This is a genomic window from Amycolatopsis orientalis DSM 43388, assembly GCF_000411975.1.
Classification (GTDB): domain Bacteria; phylum Actinomycetota; class Actinomycetes; order Mycobacteriales; family Pseudonocardiaceae; genus Amycolatopsis; species Amycolatopsis orientalis_D.
This window is the reverse complement of the sequence record NZ_ASXG01000134.1, coordinates 15,770-35,576: the sequence shown is the minus strand read 5'-3', so window position 1 is coordinate 35,576 and position 19,807 is coordinate 15,770. Positions and strand designations below refer to the sequence as shown.

Annotated in this window: 23 protein-coding genes; 19 read left to right on the top strand and 4 right to left on the bottom strand. The window is 69.2% G+C overall.

The annotated features are described in order from the left end of the window. Window positions 1-259: 259 nt before the first annotated feature. The 8 genes from hemB (at window position 260) to L942_RS28260 (ending at window position 6,441) form a co-directional block, all read left to right on the top strand. Complete coding sequence (gene hemB / locus L942_RS28295; protein WP_081655271.1) at window positions 260-1,231, top strand: porphobilinogen synthase; 972 nt, start codon at window positions 260-262, stop codon at window positions 1,229-1,231. A gap of 20 nt (window positions 1,232-1,251) precedes the next feature. Continuing rightward, window positions 1,252-1,821: a hypothetical protein gene (locus tag L942_RS28290; RefSeq protein ID WP_051166307.1), complete on the top strand. Its 570-nt coding sequence runs from the start codon at window positions 1,252-1,254 to the stop codon at window positions 1,819-1,821. After that, window positions 1,821-2,291, top strand: a complete 471-nt coding sequence (locus tag L942_RS28285; RefSeq protein WP_037366260.1) for a hypothetical protein — start codon at window positions 1,821-1,823, stop codon at window positions 2,289-2,291. The genes L942_RS28290 and L942_RS28285 overlap by 1 nt, the downstream gene beginning before the upstream one ends. A gap of 49 nt (window positions 2,292-2,340) precedes the next feature. Beyond that, on the top strand, window positions 2,341-2,679 hold the full coding sequence (locus L942_RS28280; RefSeq protein ID WP_037366258.1) for a hypothetical protein: 339 nt from the start codon (window positions 2,341-2,343) through the stop codon (window positions 2,677-2,679). A gap of 64 nt (window positions 2,680-2,743) precedes the next feature. Then, window positions 2,744-4,015: an efflux RND transporter periplasmic adaptor subunit gene (locus L942_RS28275; protein ID WP_037366256.1), complete on the top strand. Its 1,272-nt coding sequence runs from the start codon at window positions 2,744-2,746 to the stop codon at window positions 4,013-4,015. After that, the gene (locus L942_RS28270) at window positions 4,012-4,710 is read left to right on the top strand and encodes an ABC transporter ATP-binding protein (RefSeq protein ID WP_037366254.1); all 699 of its coding nucleotides are present in this window, start codon (window positions 4,012-4,014) and stop codon (window positions 4,708-4,710) included. Before L942_RS28275 ends, L942_RS28270 begins: the two co-directional genes overlap by 4 nt. Further along, a complete protein-coding gene (locus tag L942_RS28265) occupies window positions 4,707-5,909 on the top strand; it encodes an ABC transporter permease (RefSeq protein WP_037366253.1) in 1,203 nt (400 codons plus the stop codon). The genes L942_RS28270 and L942_RS28265 overlap by 4 nt, the downstream gene beginning before the upstream one ends. 7 nt (window positions 5,910-5,916) lie before the next feature. Beyond that, window positions 5,917-6,441, top strand: coding sequence for a DUF5666 domain-containing protein (locus L942_RS28260; RefSeq protein ID WP_037366250.1), 525 nt, complete (start codon window positions 5,917-5,919; stop codon window positions 6,439-6,441). Here the strand turns inward: L942_RS28260 and L942_RS28255 are convergent. Then, the gene (locus L942_RS28255) at window positions 6,438-6,950 is read right to left on the bottom strand and encodes a TspO/MBR family protein (protein WP_081655270.1); all 513 of its coding nucleotides are present in this window, start codon (window positions 6,948-6,950) and stop codon (window positions 6,438-6,440) included. The two genes, L942_RS28260 and L942_RS28255, sit on opposite strands and share 4 nt — an antisense overlap. A gap of 103 nt (window positions 6,951-7,053) precedes the next feature. On the opposite strand from L942_RS28255, the gene hemL reads away from it, so the two are divergent. The 7 genes from hemL (at window position 7,054) to L942_RS28220 (ending at window position 14,430) form a co-directional block, all read left to right on the top strand. Next, a complete protein-coding gene (gene hemL / locus L942_RS28250) occupies window positions 7,054-8,358 on the top strand; it encodes a glutamate-1-semialdehyde 2,1-aminomutase (protein ID WP_037366247.1) in 1,305 nt (434 codons plus the stop codon). Then, a complete protein-coding gene (locus tag L942_RS28245; protein ID WP_037366244.1) occupies window positions 8,355-8,981 on the top strand; it encodes a histidine phosphatase family protein in 627 nt (208 codons plus the stop codon). Before hemL ends, L942_RS28245 begins: the two co-directional genes overlap by 4 nt. Further along, on the top strand, window positions 8,978-9,559 hold the full coding sequence (locus tag L942_RS28240; protein ID WP_037366241.1) for a TlpA family protein disulfide reductase: 582 nt from the start codon (window positions 8,978-8,980) through the stop codon (window positions 9,557-9,559). Before L942_RS28245 ends, L942_RS28240 begins: the two co-directional genes overlap by 4 nt. 153 nt (window positions 9,560-9,712) lie before the next feature. Next, window positions 9,713-10,486, top strand: coding sequence for a cytochrome c biogenesis CcdA family protein (locus tag L942_RS28235; protein WP_037366239.1), 774 nt, complete (start codon window positions 9,713-9,715; stop codon window positions 10,484-10,486). Next, complete coding sequence (gene resB, locus L942_RS28230) at window positions 10,483-12,087, top strand: cytochrome c biogenesis protein ResB (RefSeq protein WP_037366235.1); 1,605 nt, start codon at window positions 10,483-10,485, stop codon at window positions 12,085-12,087. Before L942_RS28235 ends, resB begins: the two co-directional genes overlap by 4 nt. 3 nt (window positions 12,088-12,090) lie before the next feature. Then, on the top strand, window positions 12,091-13,086 hold the full coding sequence (gene ccsB, locus L942_RS28225) for a c-type cytochrome biogenesis protein CcsB (RefSeq protein ID WP_037366232.1): 996 nt from the start codon (window positions 12,091-12,093) through the stop codon (window positions 13,084-13,086). 84 nt (window positions 13,087-13,170) lie between these two features. Further along, on the top strand, window positions 13,171-14,430 hold the full coding sequence (locus L942_RS28220) for a MinD/ParA family ATP-binding protein (RefSeq protein ID WP_037366229.1): 1,260 nt from the start codon (window positions 13,171-13,173) through the stop codon (window positions 14,428-14,430). Window positions 14,431-14,666: 236 nt separating this feature from the next. Here L942_RS28220 and L942_RS28215 read toward each other — a convergent pair whose 3' ends face one another. Continuing rightward, complete coding sequence (locus L942_RS28215; protein ID WP_037366227.1) at window positions 14,667-14,852, bottom strand: hypothetical protein; 186 nt, start codon at window positions 14,850-14,852, stop codon at window positions 14,667-14,669. A gap of 331 nt (window positions 14,853-15,183) precedes the next feature. Then, on the bottom strand, window positions 15,184-15,396 hold the full coding sequence (locus L942_RS28210) for a BldC family transcriptional regulator (protein ID WP_037366226.1): 213 nt from the start codon (window positions 15,394-15,396) through the stop codon (window positions 15,184-15,186). A 362-nt stretch (window positions 15,397-15,758) separates the two neighbouring features. Here L942_RS28210 and L942_RS28205 point away from each other — a divergent pair, with 362 nt between their 5' ends. From L942_RS28205 to L942_RS28195, 3 genes are read left to right on the top strand one after another with little or no spacing between them, the layout of a single operon-like run. Further along, window positions 15,759-16,232, top strand: coding sequence for an Lrp/AsnC family transcriptional regulator (locus tag L942_RS28205; RefSeq protein WP_037366224.1), 474 nt, complete (start codon window positions 15,759-15,761; stop codon window positions 16,230-16,232). 11 nt (window positions 16,233-16,243) lie between these two features. After that, window positions 16,244-16,534 carry a DUF4229 domain-containing protein gene (locus L942_RS28200; protein WP_037366221.1) on the top strand — a complete coding sequence of 97 codons (291 nt, stop codon included), beginning with the start codon at window positions 16,244-16,246 and terminating at the stop codon, window positions 16,532-16,534. Then, complete coding sequence (locus tag L942_RS28195) at window positions 16,531-17,607, top strand: PLP-dependent cysteine synthase family protein (protein ID WP_037366219.1); 1,077 nt, start codon at window positions 16,531-16,533, stop codon at window positions 17,605-17,607. The genes L942_RS28200 and L942_RS28195 overlap by 4 nt, the downstream gene beginning before the upstream one ends. Here the strand turns inward: L942_RS28195 and L942_RS28190 are convergent. After that, the gene (locus L942_RS28190) at window positions 17,585-18,232 is read right to left on the bottom strand and encodes a TetR/AcrR family transcriptional regulator (RefSeq protein ID WP_200862944.1); all 648 of its coding nucleotides are present in this window, start codon (window positions 18,230-18,232) and stop codon (window positions 17,585-17,587) included. The genes L942_RS28195 and L942_RS28190 overlap by 23 nt on opposite strands. A 106-nt stretch (window positions 18,233-18,338) precedes the next feature. Between L942_RS28190 and L942_RS28185 the strand changes: the two genes are divergently transcribed. Further along, the gene (locus L942_RS28185; protein WP_037366213.1) at window positions 18,339-19,778 is read left to right on the top strand and encodes an aldehyde dehydrogenase; all 1,440 of its coding nucleotides are present in this window, start codon (window positions 18,339-18,341) and stop codon (window positions 19,776-19,778) included. Window positions 19,779-19,807 lie beyond the last annotated feature (29 nt).

Genomic DNA, 19,807 nt, shown 5'->3' with positions numbered 1-19,807 from the left:
CGGGGGTGCTTGTCAAGGCGGGAAAGATGCCTTGACAAGCACCCCCGCGCCGTGTTTTTGGCTGTGTATCGGGGGCGGGGGAGGGGTGGGTGCCTGGTTTTAGTGGGTGCATCGGCTGCGGCGGAGGGGTGGGTACCTGGGTTTGGTGGGTGCATCGGCTGCGGCTGGGGGGCCTGGGGAGTGCGGAGGTGCGGGTGCCTCGGTGCTTCGCGAGTGCCTCGCCGCAGAGAATGTCTGAGTGCGGGAGTACCTTGGATGTGTGTTTCCTGAGCAGCGACCCCGCAGGCTTCGTACTACTCCGGCAATGCGCAGGTTGGTCAGCGAGACCACGTTGCGGCCACGGCAGCTGATCCTGCCGATGTTCGTGGCGGAGGGTCTTGACGCGCCGCGGCCGATTGCCAGCATGCCGGGCGTCGTTCAGCACACTCGGGACACTCTTCGCAAGGCCGCGGTCGAGGCGGTCAATGCCGGGGTCGGCGGGTTGATGCTCTTCGGTGTTCCGGAGAAGCGGGACGCGCAAGGGTCCGGCGCGGTCGACGAGAACGGCATCCTCAACGTCGCGCTGCGGGATCTGCGCAGCGAACTCGGCGACTCGACCGTGCTGATGGCCGACACCTGCCTGGACGAGTTCACCGACCACGGGCACTGCGGCGTGCTCGACGCGGACGGCGTGGTCGACAACGACGCCACGCTCCGGTTGTACGCCGACATGGCTGTCGCGCAGGCGGAAGCCGGGGCGCACGTGCTCGGGCCGAGCGGGATGATGGACGGGCAGGTCGGCGTGATCCGCCGGGCGCTCGACGAGGTCGGGCACAGCGAGACCGCGATTCTCGCCTATTCGATCAAGTACGCCAGCGCGTTCTACGGGCCTTTCCGCGAGGCCGTCGACTCGCAGCTCAAGGGCGACCGCAAGACGTACCAGCAGGATCTCGGCAACGCGCGCGAGGCGATGCGTGAGCTGGAGCTCGACCTGGCCGAGGGCGCGGACATGGTCATGGTCAAGCCCGCGCTGTCCTATTTGGACATCATCAAGGCGGCGGCTGACCTTTCCCCGGTTCCCGTCGCGGCGTACAACATCTCCGGCGAGTACGCGATGGTCGAGGCGGCCGCGGCGAACGGCTGGATCGAGCGCGAGCGGACCGTGCTCGAGGTGCTCACCTCGATCCGCCGCGCGGGTGCGGACATGATCTTGACCTACTGGGCGGCCGAGGCCGCGGCCTGGCTGGACTGAGCCCAGGTAGGGTCTTTCGGGTGGCCGAGAAGGACGACAACACCCCGAAGCCTGCCGAGGTGAATCCGGACGAGTTCACCGGGCTCACCGACGACGAACGCCGCAAGCGCGGGCGCGCGCCGGATCCGGTGCTGCCGGGGCAGGACGCGCCGAAGGCCACGCCGCCGCTGGAGGTGCACGCCGCGTTCGCGCTCGCGATCTTGGCGACGGTCATCATTGTGGTCGGCCAAGTTGTCCTCGTCGCGGTCAAGCAGCAGTTCGCCGACGCGATAATGAAGCAGCAGCAGCCTGGCCACTCGATCACCCTCGAGCAGGCTCAGTCCACCGCGAACTTCTTCGTGTGGGCCATGCTGATCGGCGCGCTGTGCTTCGGCGGGCTGCTCGTGCTGTTCGCCTGGAAGGCCCGGGAAGGCACGCGCTCGGCGCGCACTATCGCGACGCTGCTGGCAGTGCTCGGCATCGTGTTCGAACTGGGAATACCCCGGAATATCTACGCACTCGCTTCGTCGCTGGCGCTGGTGGCCATGCTGATCCTGCTGTACCTGCCTAAGGTCAGGGACTACTTCCCGAAAGTCGGCAAGAAGCTGTAATGGCGGCCAGGACGCTGTACTCCGAGGCCGGTGTCGGCTGGTCGGCACTGGTCTGGGGCCCGCTGTTCGCGCTGCTGGGCGCGCTCGCCGAACTCGCCACCGGCGGGCCGACGCACGTCGTCGGCTGGGTGCTGATCGGTCTCGCGCTGTGCGGGCTGACGCTGCCGTGGGTTTACGCGCGGCGGCGGTTCCTTTCGCTCGAGGTCACCACCGAGGGGCTGCGGCAAGGGCGGGAAACGGTGGCCGCCGAGCGGATCGCTTCGGTGACCGACGTCGGCGCGCCGGTCGGGACGCGGGTGCTCGGCGGCGGCTGGTCGGTGCCGCGGAAGTACGACGAGTTGCCGGTCGAGCTGACGGACGGCACGGTGGTGCTCGCGTGGGCTCGCGACGTCGAGGCGCTGAAGACCGCGCTCGCCGAGCTGGCCGCGAAGAACCGACCCGAGGAGCAGGCCGATGACTCCCGGAACTGAACCCGCGCGAGGGACGCGGAACGACGCCGAACCTGAAAGGCTGGACCCCGTGATCGACCTGCCCCAGCCGACCGGAGCCGGGCTTTGGCCGCCGGAGGAAACCCAGCCGCAGACGAAGCTCAACCAGCCGTGGCGCGCGCTCGTCGCGCTCGGCGAGGTCGTGGTGGCCGGATTGGTGCTCTGGGCGGCGTTCGCGCTGTGGGACGCCGGGGTCGTCACGGTCGTCACCAAGGCGGGCGACGGCACGCCGTTGACGTCGCAGCGGTACTTCGGCGGGCACATCGCCGGGGCGCTCGGCCTCGGCACGCTGTCGGCGGTGCTGGTGGTGGACGCGGTCCGGCAATTGCTTCTCGCGGTGCGGGCGCGGCACAAAAAGAAGAAGGACTGATTACACAGCTGGCCCACAGGAAACCAACAGCTGACTGCTAACCAGGCCCCGCAGTCTTGCGGCCATGACGCGGCTGCGCACACGAACCTGGGTGATCAACGGAGTCCTTGTCGTGCTGCTCGGCGGCGCGGCTTTCGGGATTTATCAGGCCTTTTCGCCGGCTAGTTCGACGGCGCAGGCGCAAACCCGGACGACGCCGGTCCGCCGCGCGAACGTTTCCCAGACCGTGTCGGCGGCGGGCACGATCGCGAGCACCTACACCGGCGTCGCGAACTTCACGACGTCCGGCAAGGTCACGAGCATCGACGTGAAGGTCGGCGACGTGGTCAGCGCCGGGCAGAAGCTCGCCACGATCGACTCTTCCCAGGCGAGCAAACAACTTCAGGTCGCCAAGGCCAACCTCGCGGTCGCCGAGGACAATCTCACCAACGCCGAGGACAACCCGCCCGCGAACCAGACCGCGGCCCAGGCGCAGAGCAACACCGAGTCGCTTCAGGCCAAAGTGGATCAAGCGCAGCTGGACGTCGACAACGCGGAATCCGCGCTGGCCGCGACGACGTTGACCGCGCCGGGCGCCGGGACGGTCACCGCGATCAACGGGACGGTCGGACAGCAAACGGGCAGCGGGGGCAATTCCAGCAACAGTTCGGCGGCGGCTTCGTCGAGTTCCGGTTCCGGCTCCGGCGGGCAATCCGGGCAGCAGCAGTCGTCGTCGAGCAGCAGCAGTAGTAGCAGTTCTGGCTTTATCGACATCACCGACATGGGCAATCTTGTCGTCAATACTTCGGTGCCGGAAATTGACGTGAGCAAGGTGAAGACCGGTCAGAAAGCCACCGTGACCCTGAACGCGACGCCGGATCAGCCGTTGCCGGCGACCGTTTCCAGCATTGATCTCACGCCGACCACGAGCAGCAACGTCGTCAGTTACGGCGCGAAGCTGACGTTGACGAATCCGCCGTCCGGGTTGCGGCCCGGACAGTCGGCGAGCGTCGTGATCACGGTGGCGGAAGCCGATGGCGTGCTGAGTGTTCCGGCCGCGGCGGTACGGACGAACGGGACGACGAACGTGGTCACCGTGGAGCAGAACGGGCAGCCGGTCTCGCGCCAAGTCGAGGTCGGCGTCCGCGGAGAGTCCACTGTGGAGATCAAGTCCGGGCTCAACGAAGGCGACAGCGTGGTGCTCACCGCCGCGTCGCCGACGACCTCGACCGGCGGCAATGGCCAGCAGCGAACCGGCGGCACTGGCGGCACCGGTGGATTCGGCGGGTTCGGCGGCCAGCAGGGCGGCTTCGGCGGCGGACGCCAGACCGGCGTCGGCGGCGGGGGCCGGGGATGAAGCCGGTGATCGCGGTCTCCGGACTGCGCAAGACTTACGGCAGCGGGGAAACCGCGGTGCACGCGCTGCGCGGGGTCGATCTGCGGGTGTGGCCGGGCGAGTACGTGGCGATCATGGGCGCGTCCGGCTCCGGGAAGTCGACGCTGCTCAACATGCTCGGCTGTCTCGACACGCCCACCTCGGGCCGGTACCTGCTGGACGGGTTCTCGGTCGCCGATCTGAACGAACGCCAGCTTGCCTTGCTGCGCAACCGAAAGATCGGCTTCATCTTCCAGTCCTTCAACCTCGTGCCGCGTACCAGTGCGTTGTCCAATGTGGAGCTGCCGTTGGTCTACAGCGGACTCAAACGCGGGGAGCGGCGGCGTCGGGCGCTTGCCGCGCTGGAGATGGTCGGGCTGACCGATCGGGCCAAGCATCTGCCGAATGAGCTCTCCGGCGGCCAGCAGCAGCGCGTCGCGGTCGCCCGGGCACTCGTCGGCGGACCGGCGTTGCTGCTCGCCGACGAACCAACCGGAAACCTCGACCACGCAAGCACGGTCGACGTTCTGGGCGTCTTCGACCGGCTCAACGCACTCGGCCGCACGGTCGTGGTGATCACGCACGAAGACGAAGTCGCGCAGCACGCGCACCGCGTCGTGCGAGTCAGCGACGGGCGGATCATTTCGGACGAGGTGCGCACCGGGGTGGTCGCGTGAACTTCGTCGAGATCATGCGGTTCGCGGTGCGCGGCCTCGCGTCGAACAAACTCCGTTCGGTGCTCACCACGCTCGGCATCACCATCGGCGTCGCCTCGGTGATCTTGTTGGTAGCAGTGGGCAACGGCGCGTCGGCGGCGATCACCGCGAGCATTCAGGGACTTGGCACCGACGTGGTCAACGTGTCGCCGCTCCGCGGTGGCGGCCAGACCACTCAGGTCCGTCCGCTCACCGTGCAGGACGCGCACGCGCTGGTCGACCCGGTGGGCGCGCCGGACGTGAAGGCGGCGGCTCCGGTGGTGAACACCAGCGCGACCGCGACGTACGGGCAGACTTCCTACGACGTGTCGAGCGTCGTCGGCACCGAACCCAGCTACTTCACCACCACGAATCGCCAGATCGCCGACGGTCAGCTGTTCAGCGCCGAGGACGTGACGCAGGCGCGCAAGGTCGTCGTGCTCGGGCCGACGACCGCGCAGTCGATCTTCGGCACCGGCGAGCCGGTCGGCAAGAACGTGCTGATCAACAGCATCCAGTTCACCGTGATCGGGGTGCTGCAGACGAAGGGCAGCACCGGCCTGCAGAACGCCGACGACGTCGCGATCGCCCCGATCAGCGCGGTGCAGAACTCGCTCGCCGGGTACGGCGGGCTGAACCAGATCGCCGTGCAGGCGACGAACGCCGATTCGATCGGCCTGGCCCAAGCCGAGGTCACCGCGATTCTCGACGCCCGGCACGGCATCCAGGCCTCGGCGAATCCGGACTTCCAGATCCAGAACTCCGCGCAGCTGCTGCAGACGCGCACGTCGGCGATCCAGACGTTCACCGTGCTGCTCGGCGCGGTCGCGGCGATCTCGCTGCTGGTCGGCGGCATCGGCGTCACGAACATCATGCTCGTCACGGTCACCGAGCGGATCCGCGAGATCGGCATCCGCAAGGCGATCGGCGCGCCGCGTTCGGCGATCCTCGGTCAGTTCCTCGCCGAGGCGACCATGCTGAGCCTCTTCGGCGGACTGCTCGGCGTGCTGATCGGCGTGGTCGGCAGCCGGTTCTCGATCGCGGGCATCCAGCCGGTCGTGGTGCCGTCGTCGATCGCGCTGGCGTTCGCGGTCTCGGCCCTGATCGGGCTTTTCTTCGGCAGTTTCCCGGCGAACCGGGCTTCGCGGCTGCGGCCGATCGACGCCCTTCGGCACGAGTAGGAGCGTCATGTCCGCGTCGACCACCCAGCCCATTCCGACCCCGCCGGAGGAGCCCGCGCGTCCGGAAGACCTCATCTCCGAACCTGCCGTCCAAGGCGACCTCACCGCCGAGTTGAAGCAGGTCGCGCGGCCGTTCGGCAAGCCGACGCTGGTGCTCGCCGGGTTGCTCGTGCTGGCGCTCGCCTTCGCCGGCGGCGCGTGGACGCACGCGGCGTTCGGTCCTTCGAGCGGTACTTCCAGCGCCCGCACTGCTCCGGCGGACGGACAACAAGGCACCGGCTTCGGCGGGCGCACGGCAGGCGGGCGTGGCACGGTCGGCACCGTCGAGAAGGTCGACGGCAGCACGGTCACGGTGAAGACCCCGCAGGGCAGCGAAGTCACTGTGTCCACTTCGGACAGCACGACGGTCGGCGTGACCCAGCCGGGCAAGCTCAGCGACCTCAAACCGGGACAGACGGTGACCGTTCAGGGGCGCACCGGATCGGACGGTTCGGTGACCGCGCAGGCGATCGTGGCGCAGCCGAGCCGTTAGGGAACGTCGTTGAGCGCGATGATCGCGACGTTCAGCGCGGTCGTGTAGAGCAGCCACGCCAGATACGGCACGAGCAGCAGCGCGGCGACGCGGGAACGGCGGTAGAACAGCGCGATCGTCACCATCACGGTGAAGTCGAGCAGCACGATGTCCACGCACGCGATTTGCGTGGAGCCGCCGGCGAAGAACAGCGAAATCCACATCAGGTTGAACAGCAGGCCGATGCCGTACGCGGCGAAGCCCTGGTTCTCGCCGTCGGTGCGCCAATAAGCCCAGCCGGCAATGGCGAGCACGAGGTACAGCACCGTCCACACCGGACTGAACAAGGACGACGGCGGTGCCCACCCGGGCAGCACGTACCGGTTGTAGGCGTCCGGCGCGCTGGTCGCGGCCAGCGCGCCGACCAGTGCGACAACGCCGACCAGCCCGACGAACACCGCGAGCATCAGCCACGGATTCCGGCGATGTGTGGGCGCCGTCACGTTTCCTCCATGGCTCGCCCCGTCCATGCCGGCTCATCTTAAGAGCGGTCGGGCCGGTGCGCCGGGTGGCAATCGGGTGGCAGCTTGGGCGCCGCCGACACCCGGATGGAGGATTTGCAAGACTGGGACGGTGAGCACTGGCACCGAGCAGTCCAAAGCATGGTTCGCACGCGCCAAGGCGGCCGTTCCGGGCGGGGTGAACTCGCCGGTGCGCGCCTTCAACTCGGTCGGCGGCACGCCGCGGTTCATGGTCCGCGGCGAGGGGCCGTATCTGTGGGACGCCGACGGCAACCGCTACGTCGACCTCGTCTCCTCGTGGGGCCCGATGATCCTCGGGCACGCGCACCCGAAGGTGGTGGCCGTCGCCCGCGCGGCCGCGGAGCACGGGCTTTCCTTCGGCACGCCGACGATCGGCGAGGTCGAACTGGCCGAGGAGATCATCGGCCGGGTCGGCCCGGTCGAGCAGGTCCGGCTCGTCAACTCCGGCACCGAGGCCACGATGAGCGCCATCCGGCTGGCGCGCGGTTTCACCGGCCGGGCCAAGATCATCAAGTTCGCCGGCTGCTACCACGGCCACGTCGACGCGCTGCTCGCCGAAGCCGGTTCCGGGGTCGCGACGCTCGGCCTGCCGACTTCGCCGGGCGTCACCGGCGCGCAGGCCGCGGACACCATTGTCTTGCCGTACAACGATCTTGCCGCGGTCCGGAACTCCTTCGCGGAGAATGAGGGCCAGATCGCCGCGGTGATCACCGAAGCCGCCGCGGGCAACATGGGCGCGGTGCCGCCGGATCCCGGCTTCAACGCCGCGCTGCGCGACCTCGCGCACGAAAACGGCGCGCTGCTGATCATGGACGAGGTGATGACCGGCTTCCGCGTTTCGCGCGCGGGTTGGTTCGGCCTCGAAGGCGTGGCCGGCGACCTCTACACCTTCGGCAAGGTGATGTCGGGCGGGCTGCCCGCCGCGGCGTTCGGCGGCCGCGCGGACATCATGGCGAAGCTCGCGCCCGGCGGTCCCGTCTATCAGGCGGGCACGCTGTCCGGTAACCCGGTCGCGGTCGCCGCCGGACTCACCGCGCTGCGCGAGGCCGACGACGCGGTGTACGCGAAGCTCGACGCCAACGCGAAGCGTCTCGGCGGGCTTTTCGACCAGGCGCTCAGCGAAGCGGGCGTCACACACACGGTGCAGTACGCGGGCAACCTGGTGAGTGTCTTCTTCACTGACAAGCCGGTACGCAACTACGCGGACGCGCAGGCCACTGAGACGTGGCGCTTCCCAGCGTTCTTCCACGCGCTGCTCGAAGCGGGCGTGTACCCGCCGCCGAGCGCGTACGAGGCGTGGTTCGTGAACGCCGCGATGGACGACGAAGCGTTCGGTTTCATCGAGGCTGCGTTGCCTGCGGCGGCGCGCGCGGCGGCCGAGGCGGTTCGCCCATGACCACCGTCGTGCACATGCTGCGGCACGGTGAAGTCCACAACCCGGAGAAGGTTCTCTACGGGCGGCTGCCGAACTACCGGCTGTCGGAGCGCGGGCAGCGTCAGGCGCTCACGGTCGCCGAGGCGCTTGCCGGACACGACCTCGCGTACGTCGTCGCTTCGCCGCTTCAGCGCGCGCAGGAGACTGCGGCACCCATCGCGGGCGCGCACCGGCTCGACATCGCGACGGACGAAGGTCTCATCGAGGCGGCGAACGTCTTCGAGGGGCAGCGCGTGGCAGTGGGCGATGGCGCGCTGCGGCAGCCGAAAGCGTGGCCGCACCTGGTGAATCCGTTCAAGCCGTCATGGGGTGAGCCGTACGTCGAGATCGCGCACCGCATGCTCGGCGCGGCGCACCGTGCTCGCGTACAGGCCGAAGGACGCGAAGCGCTCTGCGTGTCGCACCAGCTGCCGATCTGGACGCTTCGCCGGTTCCTCGAAGCGAAGCGGCTGTGGCACGACCCACGTCAGCGGCAGTGCTCGCTCGCATCGCTCACCAGCCTGGTGTTCGACGGCGAACAGCTGCTGGAGATCGTCTACAGCGAGCCGGCGGGCACCACGGACCCCAAGGTGACGGGCGCATGAAACGGCGGCTGCTCGGGGTGCTGCTGGCCGCCGCGCTGGTCGTGACGGGCTGCTCCACCGGCAAGGACGCGGTCGTCTCGGGCGGCACCTTCACCTTCGTCTCGCCCGGCGGCAAGGTCGACATCAGCTATCCGGTGAACGAACGCCAGCAGGCCCCGAACCTGTCCGGCGACGACCTGATGCACGAGGGCAAACAGCTTTCGATCGCGGACTTCCCCGGCAAGGCCCTGGTGATCAACCTGTGGGGCCAGTGGTGCGGCCCGTGCCGCGCCGAAGCGCCCGAGCTGGAAGCCGTGAGCAAGCAGATCGCCCCGCTCGGCGGCCAGGTGGTCGGCCTCGACGTACGCGATCCGGCACGCAACGTGGCACAGGACTTCGTCCGCGACCGCGGCCTGACGTACCCGTCGATCTGGGACCCGTCCGGACGCGTGCTGCTGCAGCTGGCCGGATACCCGCGCAACATCATCCCGTCGACGCTGGTGCTCGACAAGCAGCACCGGGTGGCGGCGGTGTTCCTGCGGCAGGTGCTGGCTTCCGACCTGGTCCCGGTGGTGCAGCGGCTCAGCGCGGAAAAGTAGCCGATCCACCCCCGCGGACTTCGGTACCCGCTGCCGCGAGACCTTGACGTGGCGTCGGGGCACCGGGACCAAGGTCCCGGGCTCGCTGTGGCGTAGGTCCTGTGAGCGGGCCCCGCCCGCCTCACGTCCAGCTCACTGCCTACTCTCAAGTGCGTGAACTCCGTGTCCGAGCTGGCGCTTTCCGGGCCGCTGCTGCTCGCCGCGGGTGTCGCGCTGGTGGCCGGGGCCATCTCGTTCGCGTCGCCGTGCGTGGTGCCGCTCGTGCCCGGGTACCTCGCCTACCTCGCGGCTCTCGTCGGCGCAGACGCCCCGGCGGTGCGCGACGGCGAGGAACGCAAGAAGGGCCGCTACGCCGTCCTCGGCGCGGCGGCGCTGTTCGTGCTCGGGTTCACCGTGGTGTTCGTCGCGACCATGGGCACGCTGGTCTGGCTCGCGAACACCTTGCTGGTCAACGAGGATCTGCTGCAGCGCGTCGGCGGCATCCTCACCATCCTGATGAGCCTGGTCTTCCTCGGCTGGATCCCGGGGCTGCAGCGCGAGGTCCGCTCGCACCACGTGCCCGGCGGCGGGCTGTGGGGCGCGCCGGTGCTCGGCGCGGTGTTCGGGCTCGGCTGGACGCCGTGCATCGGGCCGACGCTCTCGGCCGTCACCAGTCTCGCCAGCGCCACCGGCGGGGCCGCGGTCCGCGGGTACCTGCTGGTGCTCGTCTACTGCCTCGGGCTCGGCGTCCCGTTCCTGCTGATCGCGCTCGGCGCCCGCTGGGCTGTGCGCGCCACCGACTGGCTCCGCCGCAACGGCCGCCGCGTGCAGATCTTCGGCGGCGCGCTGCTGATGGTGGTCGGCATTCTGCTGGTCACCGGGCTGTGGGGAGACGTCATGGGCTGGCTCCGCAACTCCGTCGCCTCCGATCTCGAGCTGCCGTTGTGACCACTACCGAAGCGCCCCCGAAGAGCCCGCAGCCGTACCGGCCGTCCGCGGCCAAGCAGGTCCTGGCGTTCCTGCGCAACACCTGGCGCGGCCTGACCTCGATGCGCACCGCGCTGGTGCTGCTGTTCCTGCTGGCGCTGGCCGCGCTGCCCGGCGCGTTGCTGCCGCAGCGGCGGCTGAACGCGCCGAAGGTCGACCAGTACATCAGCTCGCACGGCTGGTGGGGTTCGCTGCTCGACAAGCTGGAGTTCTACGACGTCTACTCCAGCGTCTGGTTCTCCGCGATCTACCTGCTGCTGATGATCTCGCTGGTCGGCTGCCTTACGCCGCGCAGCTTCGAGTACCTCAAGCAGATGCGGGCCAAGCCGGTGCTGACGCCGCGCAATCTCGCGCGCATGCCGCACCACCGGATCGCCCGCACCGCGCGCACGCCGGAGACGATCCGCGAGGACGTGCGCAAGCAGCTGTCCGGCTGGCGGCGCATCGAGCGCGAGGAAGACGGCGGCGGGTTCAGCGTCTCGGCCGAACGCGGCTACCTGCGCGAGACCGGCAACCTGCTCTTCCACTTCGGCATGCTCGGCCTGATCATTTTCTTCGCCCTCGGCAAGCTCTACAGCTACGAGGGCCAGGTCATCGTGCAGGCCAACGGCGGCCAGTTCTGCAACTCGGGCATCTACAACTACGACTCGTTCGAGGCCGGGCTGCGCGTCGACGGCACCGACCTCGACCCGTTCTGCGTGAAGGTCAACGACTTCACCGCCCGCTACACCGCCACCAACCAGGCCGACTACTACCACTCGCACATCGAGTACCAGTCCGGCGAGGACCTGCAGACCGGCACGTGGAAGCCCTACGACCTCGAGGTCAACGAGCCGCTGCGCACCGCGGGCGACCGGGTTTACCTGCTGGGCAACGGGTATTCGCCGCAGTTCACGGTGACCTTCCCGAACGGCGAGAAGCGCACCCAGAACACCCAGTGGATGTACAGCGACCCGGCGACGATGCTGTCCGAGGGCGCGACGAAGTTCGACCAGCCCGGCATCACCGACGAGATCCAGCGGCGCACCAAGCAGCTCGCGATCACCGGCCTGTTCGCGCCGTCGTCGTTCATCCACGGCGGCGTGCTCACCTCGACCGGGCCGCAGCTGAACAACCCGATGGTCGCGGTCGACGTGCTGCGCGGCGACCTCGGTCTCGACGCGGGACGCGGCCAGTCGGTGTTCTCGGTCGACCAGTCCCGCGTCCAGGACGGCCGGCTCAAGCGGGTGGCGCGCAAGAACCTCGCGGTCGGCCAGGAACTGACGCTCGACGACGGCACCAAGGTGCGGTTCGACGGCGTCAACAAGTGGGTCAACCTGCAGGTCTCCCACGATCCGACGCAGGGCTACGTGCTCGGCTTCGCGATCGTGATGTTCGCCGGACTCGGGGCATCGCTGCTGGTCAAGCGGCGTCGCGTCTGGGTGCGGGTGCGGCCGGGCAAGGACGGGGGCGCGAGTACCGTGATCGAGGTCGCGGGGCTCGCGCGCACGGATCAAGCCGGATACGGCGAGGAATTCCAGCGGATCAGCGAACGGCTGGTCACGGGCCGGAAGGGCAGCTGAGGCATGGAAATCAACGAGACTTTCTCGCAGTACAGCGACCTGCTGTACACGACGACAGTGGCGATTTACGTGCTGGCGCTGCTGTTCACCCTCTTCGAGCAGGCATTCGGGGCCAAGGGCCGTCTCGCCGCCGAGCGCAGCCGCAAGCGCGTGCTGGTCGGCGCGGGCGGACCGGACTCCGACGACTCCGCCGCGATCGAGGACGGCGACGCCCCGGTCGAGCCGGAGGCCCCGCGCGCGATCGGCCGCGCCGAGCGGATCGGCCGGATGGGCGCGGCACTGCTCGTGCTGGGCGCGCTGCTGCAGCTGTCGGCGATCGTGCTGCGCGGACTCGCGGTGCACCGCGCGCCGTGGGGCAACATGTACGAGTACGGCATGGCGGTCACCTTCATCACCGTCGTCGCGTGGCTCGTGGTGATCAAGAAGTTCCCGGTCCGCCACCTCACCGGCTTCCTGCTGCTGCCGGTCGTGATCCTGATGTTCATCAACGGGACGCTGCTGTACACGGTGGCCGCGCCGGTCGTGCCCGCGCTGCAGTCCTACTGGCTCTACATCCACGTGTCCGCGGCGATCATCGGCTCCGGCGTGTTCCTGGTGCCGGGCGTGGCGAGCGTGCTGTACCTCTTCCGCACCGCGCACGACCGCAACCCGGCCAAGTTCGCCGGGTTCGGCCCGAAGCTGCCCGCCGCCGACGTGCTCGACCGGATCGCCTACCGCGCCACCATCGTGGCGTTCCCGATCTTCACCTTCGGCGTGCTGTGCGGCGCGGTGTGGGCCGAGGCCGCCTGGGGCCGGTTCTGGGGCTGGGACCCGAAGGAGACCGTCGCCTTCATCGCGTGGGTCATCTACGCGGCGTACCTGCACTCCCGCGCCACCGCGGGCTGGCGAGGCACGCGTGCGGCGGTGATCAACATCGTCGGGTTCTCGGTGACGATCTTCAACCTGTTCTTCGTCAACCTGGTGACCGCCGGACTGCATTCCTACGCAGGGGTGAGCTAGCCGGGGGTCCGCCACCCGGACTGGGCCTCGGGCGACTACCGTCGTCGCCAGGGGCCCTTCGACGTACCCGGGAGGTTGGCAACGGTGACCGGACCCAGTGAAGAGACTGCCGGCGAACAGCAGTCCGAGCAGGCCCAGGAACCGGCTGCCATGTTCTCCGAGGAACGGACCGATTCGACGCCGCACCCCGGTGCCGGGCCGTACGACGCGCAGCCGACGCAGGTCGTCGACCCGCCACCGCACGGGGCGTACCAGCCGCTGCCGCAGCCCGGCGGCTACCAGCCGCACTACGACCAGAATCTGCCGCCCCTGCAGCCTCCTGCGCCGCAGCAGCCGCAGCACGCCGCCCCGCCCGGGTACCAGCAGCCGCCGCCCGCCGCTCCGGTTCCCGGCGCCCCGCAGGGGCTGCCGCAACCGGCGTCCAGCGCGGACGAGCTGGCCACCGCGCACCTGGTGAAGCAGCAGAAGCGCACGCCGCAGTCCGGCTGGCGCAAGGCGGTGTACCTGGGCAGCGGCAAGCTGATCAACCCGGGCGAAAGCCCCGCGGACACGCGGCGGCGCGAACTGATCGCGCGGGTCAACCAGCCGCTGCGCGGGTGCTACAAGATCGCGATGCTGAGCCTCAAGGGCGGCGTCGGCAAGACCACGACCACGACCACGCTCGGCGCGACCTTCGCGTCCCTGCGCGGCGACCGCGTGGTGGCGGTGGACGCGAACCCGGACCGCGGGACGCTGTCGCAGAAGATCGCCATCGAGACCACCGCGACCGTGCGGCACCTGCTGCGGGACGCGGACAAGATCACGCGCTACAGCGACGTCCGGTCGTACACGTCACAGGGATCGAGCCGGCTGGAAATCCTGGCCAGCGAACAGGATCCGGCGGTGTCGGAGGCGTTCTCCGAGAACGACTACCGGCGCACGGTGAACCTGCTCGAGCACTTCTACAACATCGTGCTCACCGACTGCGGCACCGGTTTGATGCACTCGGCGATGAAGGGCGTCCTCGACGTCGCCGACTCGCTCGTGGTGGTGTCCTCCGGTTCGGTCGACGGGGCCCGCAGTGCCTCGGCGACGCTGGACTGGCTGGAGGCGCACGGCTACGGCGACCTGGTGAAACGCTCGGTCGTGGTGATCAACTCGGTGCGCCCGAAGGGCAGTTCCGTCGACCTCGACAAGCTGGCCGCGCACTTCGGCGCCAAGGTGCGAGCGGTGTGCCGGATCCCGTTCGACGCGCACCTGGAAGAAGGCGCGGAGATCGAACTGGAACGCCTCGGCGGAGACACCCGGCTCGCGCTGCTGGAACTGGCCGCGACGGTGGCGGACGGGTTCAACACACGTGTCTAATTGCCCCGGCTTCGCCGGGGCGCCGAGATCGCCGGGGAGCCGGTTTCTTCCCTCCCGATTCGCCCGGCCTGGGGGCCGGGCGAATCGCTCAGTCCAGAAACCGGCGCGATCTCGGGTGGTGGTTGCTAGACCGGCGAGGGTTCGGGGTGGTGCTTGCTAGACCAGCGCGGGTTCGACGAGGGGGCGCTGGTCGGACGCGTCCCCCGGGGGAAGTGGCCGCGCGGTGCGGGTCTCCATCAGGAGTCGGTGTCGTCCGGGCGGCGGTTGCGCTGCTGTTCGGAGAGCTTGCGCAGGAATTCGGGATCGTCGTCAGGGGCGACGGCCGGACGGCGCTGCGGGACGCTGATCCGCTGCGCGCCGAGTGCCCGCCACAACAGAACGGCGATGGTGATCGCGCCCACCGCTGCGAGCAAAGGAATCATGCCCGGGTCCTTCCGTCGTGCTGGCCCCCAGATTAGCCGTATTTGACTGCCCCGGCTCTGTTTGACTGCCCCGGCTTCGCCGGGGCGCCGAGATCGCCGGGGAGCCGGTTTCTTCCCTCCCGATTCGCCCGGCCTGGGGGCCGGTCGAATCGCTCAGTCCAGAAACCGGCGCGATCTCGGGAGGTGTGGTCGCCGAAAGGCGCGGTGGAGCGGCGTGTCGCGGAGAACTTTGCGGAGCTTTGCCGGAACGCGGCGAAGGGTCGTGACCGGCAAGCGATGCGGGAGGCACCCCTTGCCAGTCACGACCCTTCGGCGTTGCGAGACCCGCGGATCAGATCTTGCGGGTCGGCTCGCTCGCGTCCGTGGTGAGTTCGGCCAGAAGCTCGTTCACCTCGGACTCGCGGAACCTGCGGTGTCCGCCCGGCGTCCGGATCGAGCCGATGCGGCCCGCGGTGGCCCAGCGGGTCACGGTCTTCGGGTCCACCCGGAACAGAGCGGCCACCTCACCCGGGGTGAGCAACCGTCCGCCCATGGTTGCGGTCATTTTCCGCCTCCTTAACGCCCAACTTGCTATACCGGGGGCATCGGGCGATTTCGCCCGTCGCGCCCGGGTGGCCAACGCGGCAATCGTGGCACTTCACCCGTCGGGTACTCGAACGGTTGTCCTTGGGTAAAGAGCCCTTAAAGTGCAAAAGGGACATAACTCAGCAGATTCTCAGGATCGCTCAGCGCCGGTTGGCGGCCCGTTGACCAGGCATTTTCCGACTGACCGCGGCGAGATTCGGGTAAAGACCGAGCAAAGGCCGGGTCTGAGCGGCTTCCGGCGCTGAGGTTGCTGTGACGCAGGAGACAATCCGGGGCCGACCGGGCTGCGCCTCGCGCGCGGGCGCGCCGCATAATGAGCCGGTGGATCAGCTGGACCGGAAGATCATCGCCGAGCTGCGGGCCAACGGCCGGGCCACCTACGCCGACCTCGGCCGGACGGTGGGGCTCTCCGCGTCGTCGGTGCACGAACGCGTCGGGAAGCTCGAGGCGGCGGGCGTGATCACCGGGTACCACGCGATGGTCGACCCGAACACCGTCGGCCTCGGCGTCACCGCGCTGGTCGGCATCCATCCCACTGACACCGCCACCGACGAGGACGTCGCGGCTTCTCTCGCCGAACTGCCCGAGGTGGAAAGCTGTTACGCGGTCGCCGGCGACGAGGCCTTCGTAGTGAAGGTGCGGGTCGCGACGGTCGACGAGCTGGAGCTGACCCTGGGCAGGCTGCGCCGCATCCCGGGCGTCGGCCGCACCAACACGACGGTGGTGCTCTCCACCCGGTTCGAGGGCCGCCCCAACAACGCGGGCCTGGACGAAGAGCCGGGCAGCGGGGCGTAGCCTGTTTCGGTGTGAGCGAGACACCTGACCACCTGGCCCGTGACCTGACGGTGTACTTGATCGCGCGGTTCGCGCTCGTCGCGGTGGTCGCGGCCGTGCTTTCGCTGGTCGGCGTGCCGCTGCTGGTCGCGCTGCTGATCGGGCTCGTCGTCGGCCTTCCGCTCGGCCTGCTGCTCCTGCGCGGCCTGAACCAGCGCGTGACGGCTGGCCTGGCCAAGCGCAACGAATCCCGCGCGCGTGCTCGCGCCCAGCTGCGCTCGCAGCTGCGCGGCGAGACCTCGGCCGACGACTCCGCGGCATGAGCAAACCGCACAGCCGCGCCTGGGTCCGGGAGGCCGTCCGGATCATCGAGGCCGACGCCAACCGCAGCGCCGACACCCACCTGCACGTTTTCCCGCTGCCGCCGGAATGGGGCATCGACCTTTACCTGAAGGACGAGTCGGTGCATCCGACCGGCTCGCTCAAGCACCGGCTGGCTCGCTCGCTGATCCTGTACGGCCTGGTCAACGGCCACATTGGACCGGACACCGTGCTGGTCGAGGCTTCCAGCGGCTCGACGGCGGTGTCCGAGGCGTACTTCGCGCGGATGCTCGGCCTGCGGTTCGTGACCGTCGTGCCGCGGCGCACCAGCAAGGAAAAGATCGCGCTCATCGAGTTCTACGGCGGCGAGTGCCACTACGTCGACGAGGCACCCGCGATGTACCCGGAGGCCGAGCGGCTGGCCGCCGAATGCAACGGGCATTACCTCGACCAGTTCACCTACGCCGAGCGCGCGACGGACTGGCGCGGCAACAACAACATCGCCGAATCGGTGTTCGCGCAGATGCGTGCCGAACGCCACCCGGTGCCGTCGTGGATCGTCGTCGGCGCGGGCACCGGCGGGACGAGCGCGACGTTCGGCCGGTACGTCCGGTACAAGCGGCACACCACGAAGATTTGCGTGGTGGACCCGGAAAACTCGTCGTTCTACGGTGCCTGGGAAACCGGCGCGCTGGACTACGCGACCGGCATGCCGTCGCGGATCGAGGGCATCGGGCGGCCGCGCTGCGAACCGTCGTTCGTGCCCGGCGTGATCGACGAGATGTTCCAGGTGCCCGACGCTGGTTCGCTGGCCGCGATCCGGCTGCTGCGGGACCGCACCGGACACTGGGCGGGCGGCTCCACCGGGACCAACCTGTACGGCGCGTTCCTGCTGATTTCGCGAATGCTGGCGGAAGGCCAGGCGGGTTCGGTGGTGACGTTGCTGTGCGACGGCGGCGAGCGGTACGCGAACACGTACTACTCGGACGAATGGCTCGGCGAGCAGGGGATCGACCTCGCGCCGTATCGGGCCCGGTTCGACGAGTTCCTGCTCACCGGCCGGTTCGAGGGCTAGCTGCCTGGTACCCCAGCGTCAGCACGACGATCAGCCGGGTTAGCCGGTCTTCGAAGTCGATGCGGGAGCCGGACAGGCGCGGGTCTTTGATGGCCTCCTGCACGGCTTCGTTCGGGTGCGCCAGCGGCCACATCCCGGCAGTGAACACGAAGATCGCCGCTGATAGTTCTTGCGCGGTTTCCGGAGTGAGATCCGGCAGCGCGGTGCGCAACAAGTCCGCGGTGCGGGCGTTGTGCTTCGCGGACCGCAGCTTGTACTCCCGTGCGATCTCCGTTGAGACGTTGCGCTCCAGCACATTCGCCAGCACGCTGATCAGTTCGCACAGCACCGGCCGTGCGGCCAGCGACGAGGCGAGAGTCGCGGCGACTTCCGGCAGATCGCCGTCCAAGGCGAGCGAATCGAGCCACGCGCCGCGGGCCCGGTCGAGCACCTCCAGGTAGACGGCCTCTCGGGTGGGGAAGTAGCGCGCGACGTTCGACGCCGACAAGCCCACCCGGCGGGCCAGTTCGCGCATGCTGATCTCGCCGACGGACGACTCCGTGAGCAGCTGTTCGGCTACGTCGAGGATCTCCTCGCGGCGGGCTTCCACTTGCTCGGGACTGCGGGCGCGCTGGAAGTCGGACACGTCCGGAAGCATAACAGGACACTGCTCTCTTGATAAGAGGACAGTGTCCTGTTAGCTTCGGAAGAGCAAGAGAACAGTGTCCCGTTAACTCGCACAGGAGATCCCGATGCGCACTTGCGACCAGCTTTTCCTCGGCGGCCGCTGGACCGAGCCCGCCACGGCCGGCGTCTTCGAAATCCGTTCCCCGCACGACCGGAGGCTGGTGGGAACCGCACCGAAGGCCGCGCCCGCGGACGTCGATCGCGCGGTGGCGGCGGCTCGCCAGGCGGTCGAACCGTGGGGCAGAACTCCCTTAGCCGAGCGGGTGCGCCTGGTCGAGCGGTTCAACGCGCTGCACGCCACCCGGGCCGACGAAATCGCCGAGCTGATCACCGCGGAGAACGGCTCGCCGAGCTGGTTCACCGGCTGGACGCAGCACAACCTCCCGGAGCGCACGGCCGCGTGGCTCAAGCTCGCGCGCGAGTTCGCCTGGGAGGAGACCCTGACCGACGACGCGGGCAACCGGACGATCGTGCGGGCCGCGCCGGTCGGCGTCGTGGCGGCGGTGATCCCGTGGAACTCGCCGCATTCGGCGGCGCTGGTGAAGCTGATCCCGGCGCTGCTGGCGGGCAACCCGGTGCTGCTGAAGGCCGCGCCGGAAACCGCGCTCGACGCGATGGTCCTGGCGGAGATCTTCGCTGAGGCCGGGTTCCCCGAGGGCGTGGTGAGCGTGTTCGCGGCGGATCGCGACGTGAGCGAGTACCTGGTGACGCACCCCGGCGTGGACAAGATTTCGTTCACTGGTTCGACGGCGGCCGGGCGGCGGATCGCGTCGCTCGCCGGGCAGCAATTCAAGCGGGTCGGGCTGGAACTCGGCGGCAAGTCCGCGGCGATCGTGCTCGCGGACGCGGATCCGAAAACCGTCGCCGAGGGGATCCGGAGCGCGACGTTCGCCAACAACGGCGAGATGTGCGTGGCGCACACGCGGATTCTCGCGGCGCGCGAGCGGTACGCCGAGATCGTGGCCGCGCTCGCGGAAATGGCCGACGCGATCGTGGTCGGCGACCCGGCGAAGCCGGACACGTTCGTCGGGCCGATCGTGCGGCAGGACCAGTACGAGCGGGTGCGGTCGTACCTGCGGATAGGCGTCGAGGAGGGGGCGCGGATCGCGGCGGGCGGGCCCGAGCCGCTCGCGGACCCCGAGCTGGCGGATGGGTTTTACGTGCGCCCGACGGTGTTCGCCGACGTCACGAACGACATGCGGATCGCCCGCGAGGAGATCTTCGGGCCGGTGCTCGTGGTGATCCCGTTCGACACCGAGGACGAGGCGATCCGGCTGGCGAACGACTCCGACTACGGCCTCAGCGGCGGCGTGTGGACGGCCGACGCGGAGCACGGCGTCGAGGTCGGGCGCGCGGTGCGCACGGGGACGTTCCACGTCAACGGCGCGCCACGGCACGGGAACGCGCCCTTCGGCGGGTTCAAGGCGAGCGGGGTCGGTCGCGAGTACGGCTCGCACGGCCTGGCGGAGTTCGTGGAGTGGCAGGCGATCGCGGTGGGCCGCTAGAGCGACTGCGCGCAGGGCCGGGATCAGCG

What these genes read in the sequence shown, in the direction of transcription:
- L942_RS28270 (WP_037366254.1), top strand. Translation starts at nt 4,012, where the DNA reads ATGAAGCCGGTGATCGCGGTCTCCGGACTGCGCAAGACTTACGGCAGC.
- L942_RS28195 (WP_037366219.1), top strand. Translation starts at nt 16,531, where the DNA reads ATGAGCAAACCGCACAGCCGCGCCTGGGTCCGGGAGGCCGTCCGGATC.
- L942_RS28260 (WP_037366250.1), top strand. Translation starts at nt 5,917, where the DNA reads ATGTCCGCGTCGACCACCCAGCCCATTCCGACCCCGCCGGAGGAGCCC.
- L942_RS28215 (WP_037366227.1), bottom strand. Translation starts at nt 14,852, where the DNA reads ATGATTCCTTTGCTCGCAGCGGTGGGCGCGATCACCATCGCCGTTCTG.
- L942_RS28285 (WP_037366260.1), top strand. Translation starts at nt 1,821, where the DNA reads ATGGCGGCCAGGACGCTGTACTCCGAGGCCGGTGTCGGCTGGTCGGCA.
- L942_RS28255 (WP_081655270.1), bottom strand. Translation starts at nt 6,950, where the DNA reads ATGGACGGGGCGAGCCATGGAGGAAACGTGACGGCGCCCACACATCGC.
- L942_RS28240 (WP_037366241.1), top strand. Translation starts at nt 8,978, where the DNA reads ATGAAACGGCGGCTGCTCGGGGTGCTGCTGGCCGCCGCGCTGGTCGTG.
- L942_RS28245 (WP_037366244.1), top strand. Translation starts at nt 8,355, where the DNA reads ATGACCACCGTCGTGCACATGCTGCGGCACGGTGAAGTCCACAACCCG.
- L942_RS28185 (WP_037366213.1), top strand. Translation starts at nt 18,339, where the DNA reads ATGCGCACTTGCGACCAGCTTTTCCTCGGCGGCCGCTGGACCGAGCCC.
- L942_RS28210 (WP_037366226.1), bottom strand. Translation starts at nt 15,396, where the DNA reads ATGACCGCAACCATGGGCGGACGGTTGCTCACCCCGGGTGAGGTGGCC.
- L942_RS28275 (WP_037366256.1), top strand. Translation starts at nt 2,744, where the DNA reads ATGACGCGGCTGCGCACACGAACCTGGGTGATCAACGGAGTCCTTGTC.
- ccsB (WP_037366232.1), top strand. Translation starts at nt 12,091, where the DNA reads ATGGAAATCAACGAGACTTTCTCGCAGTACAGCGACCTGCTGTACACG.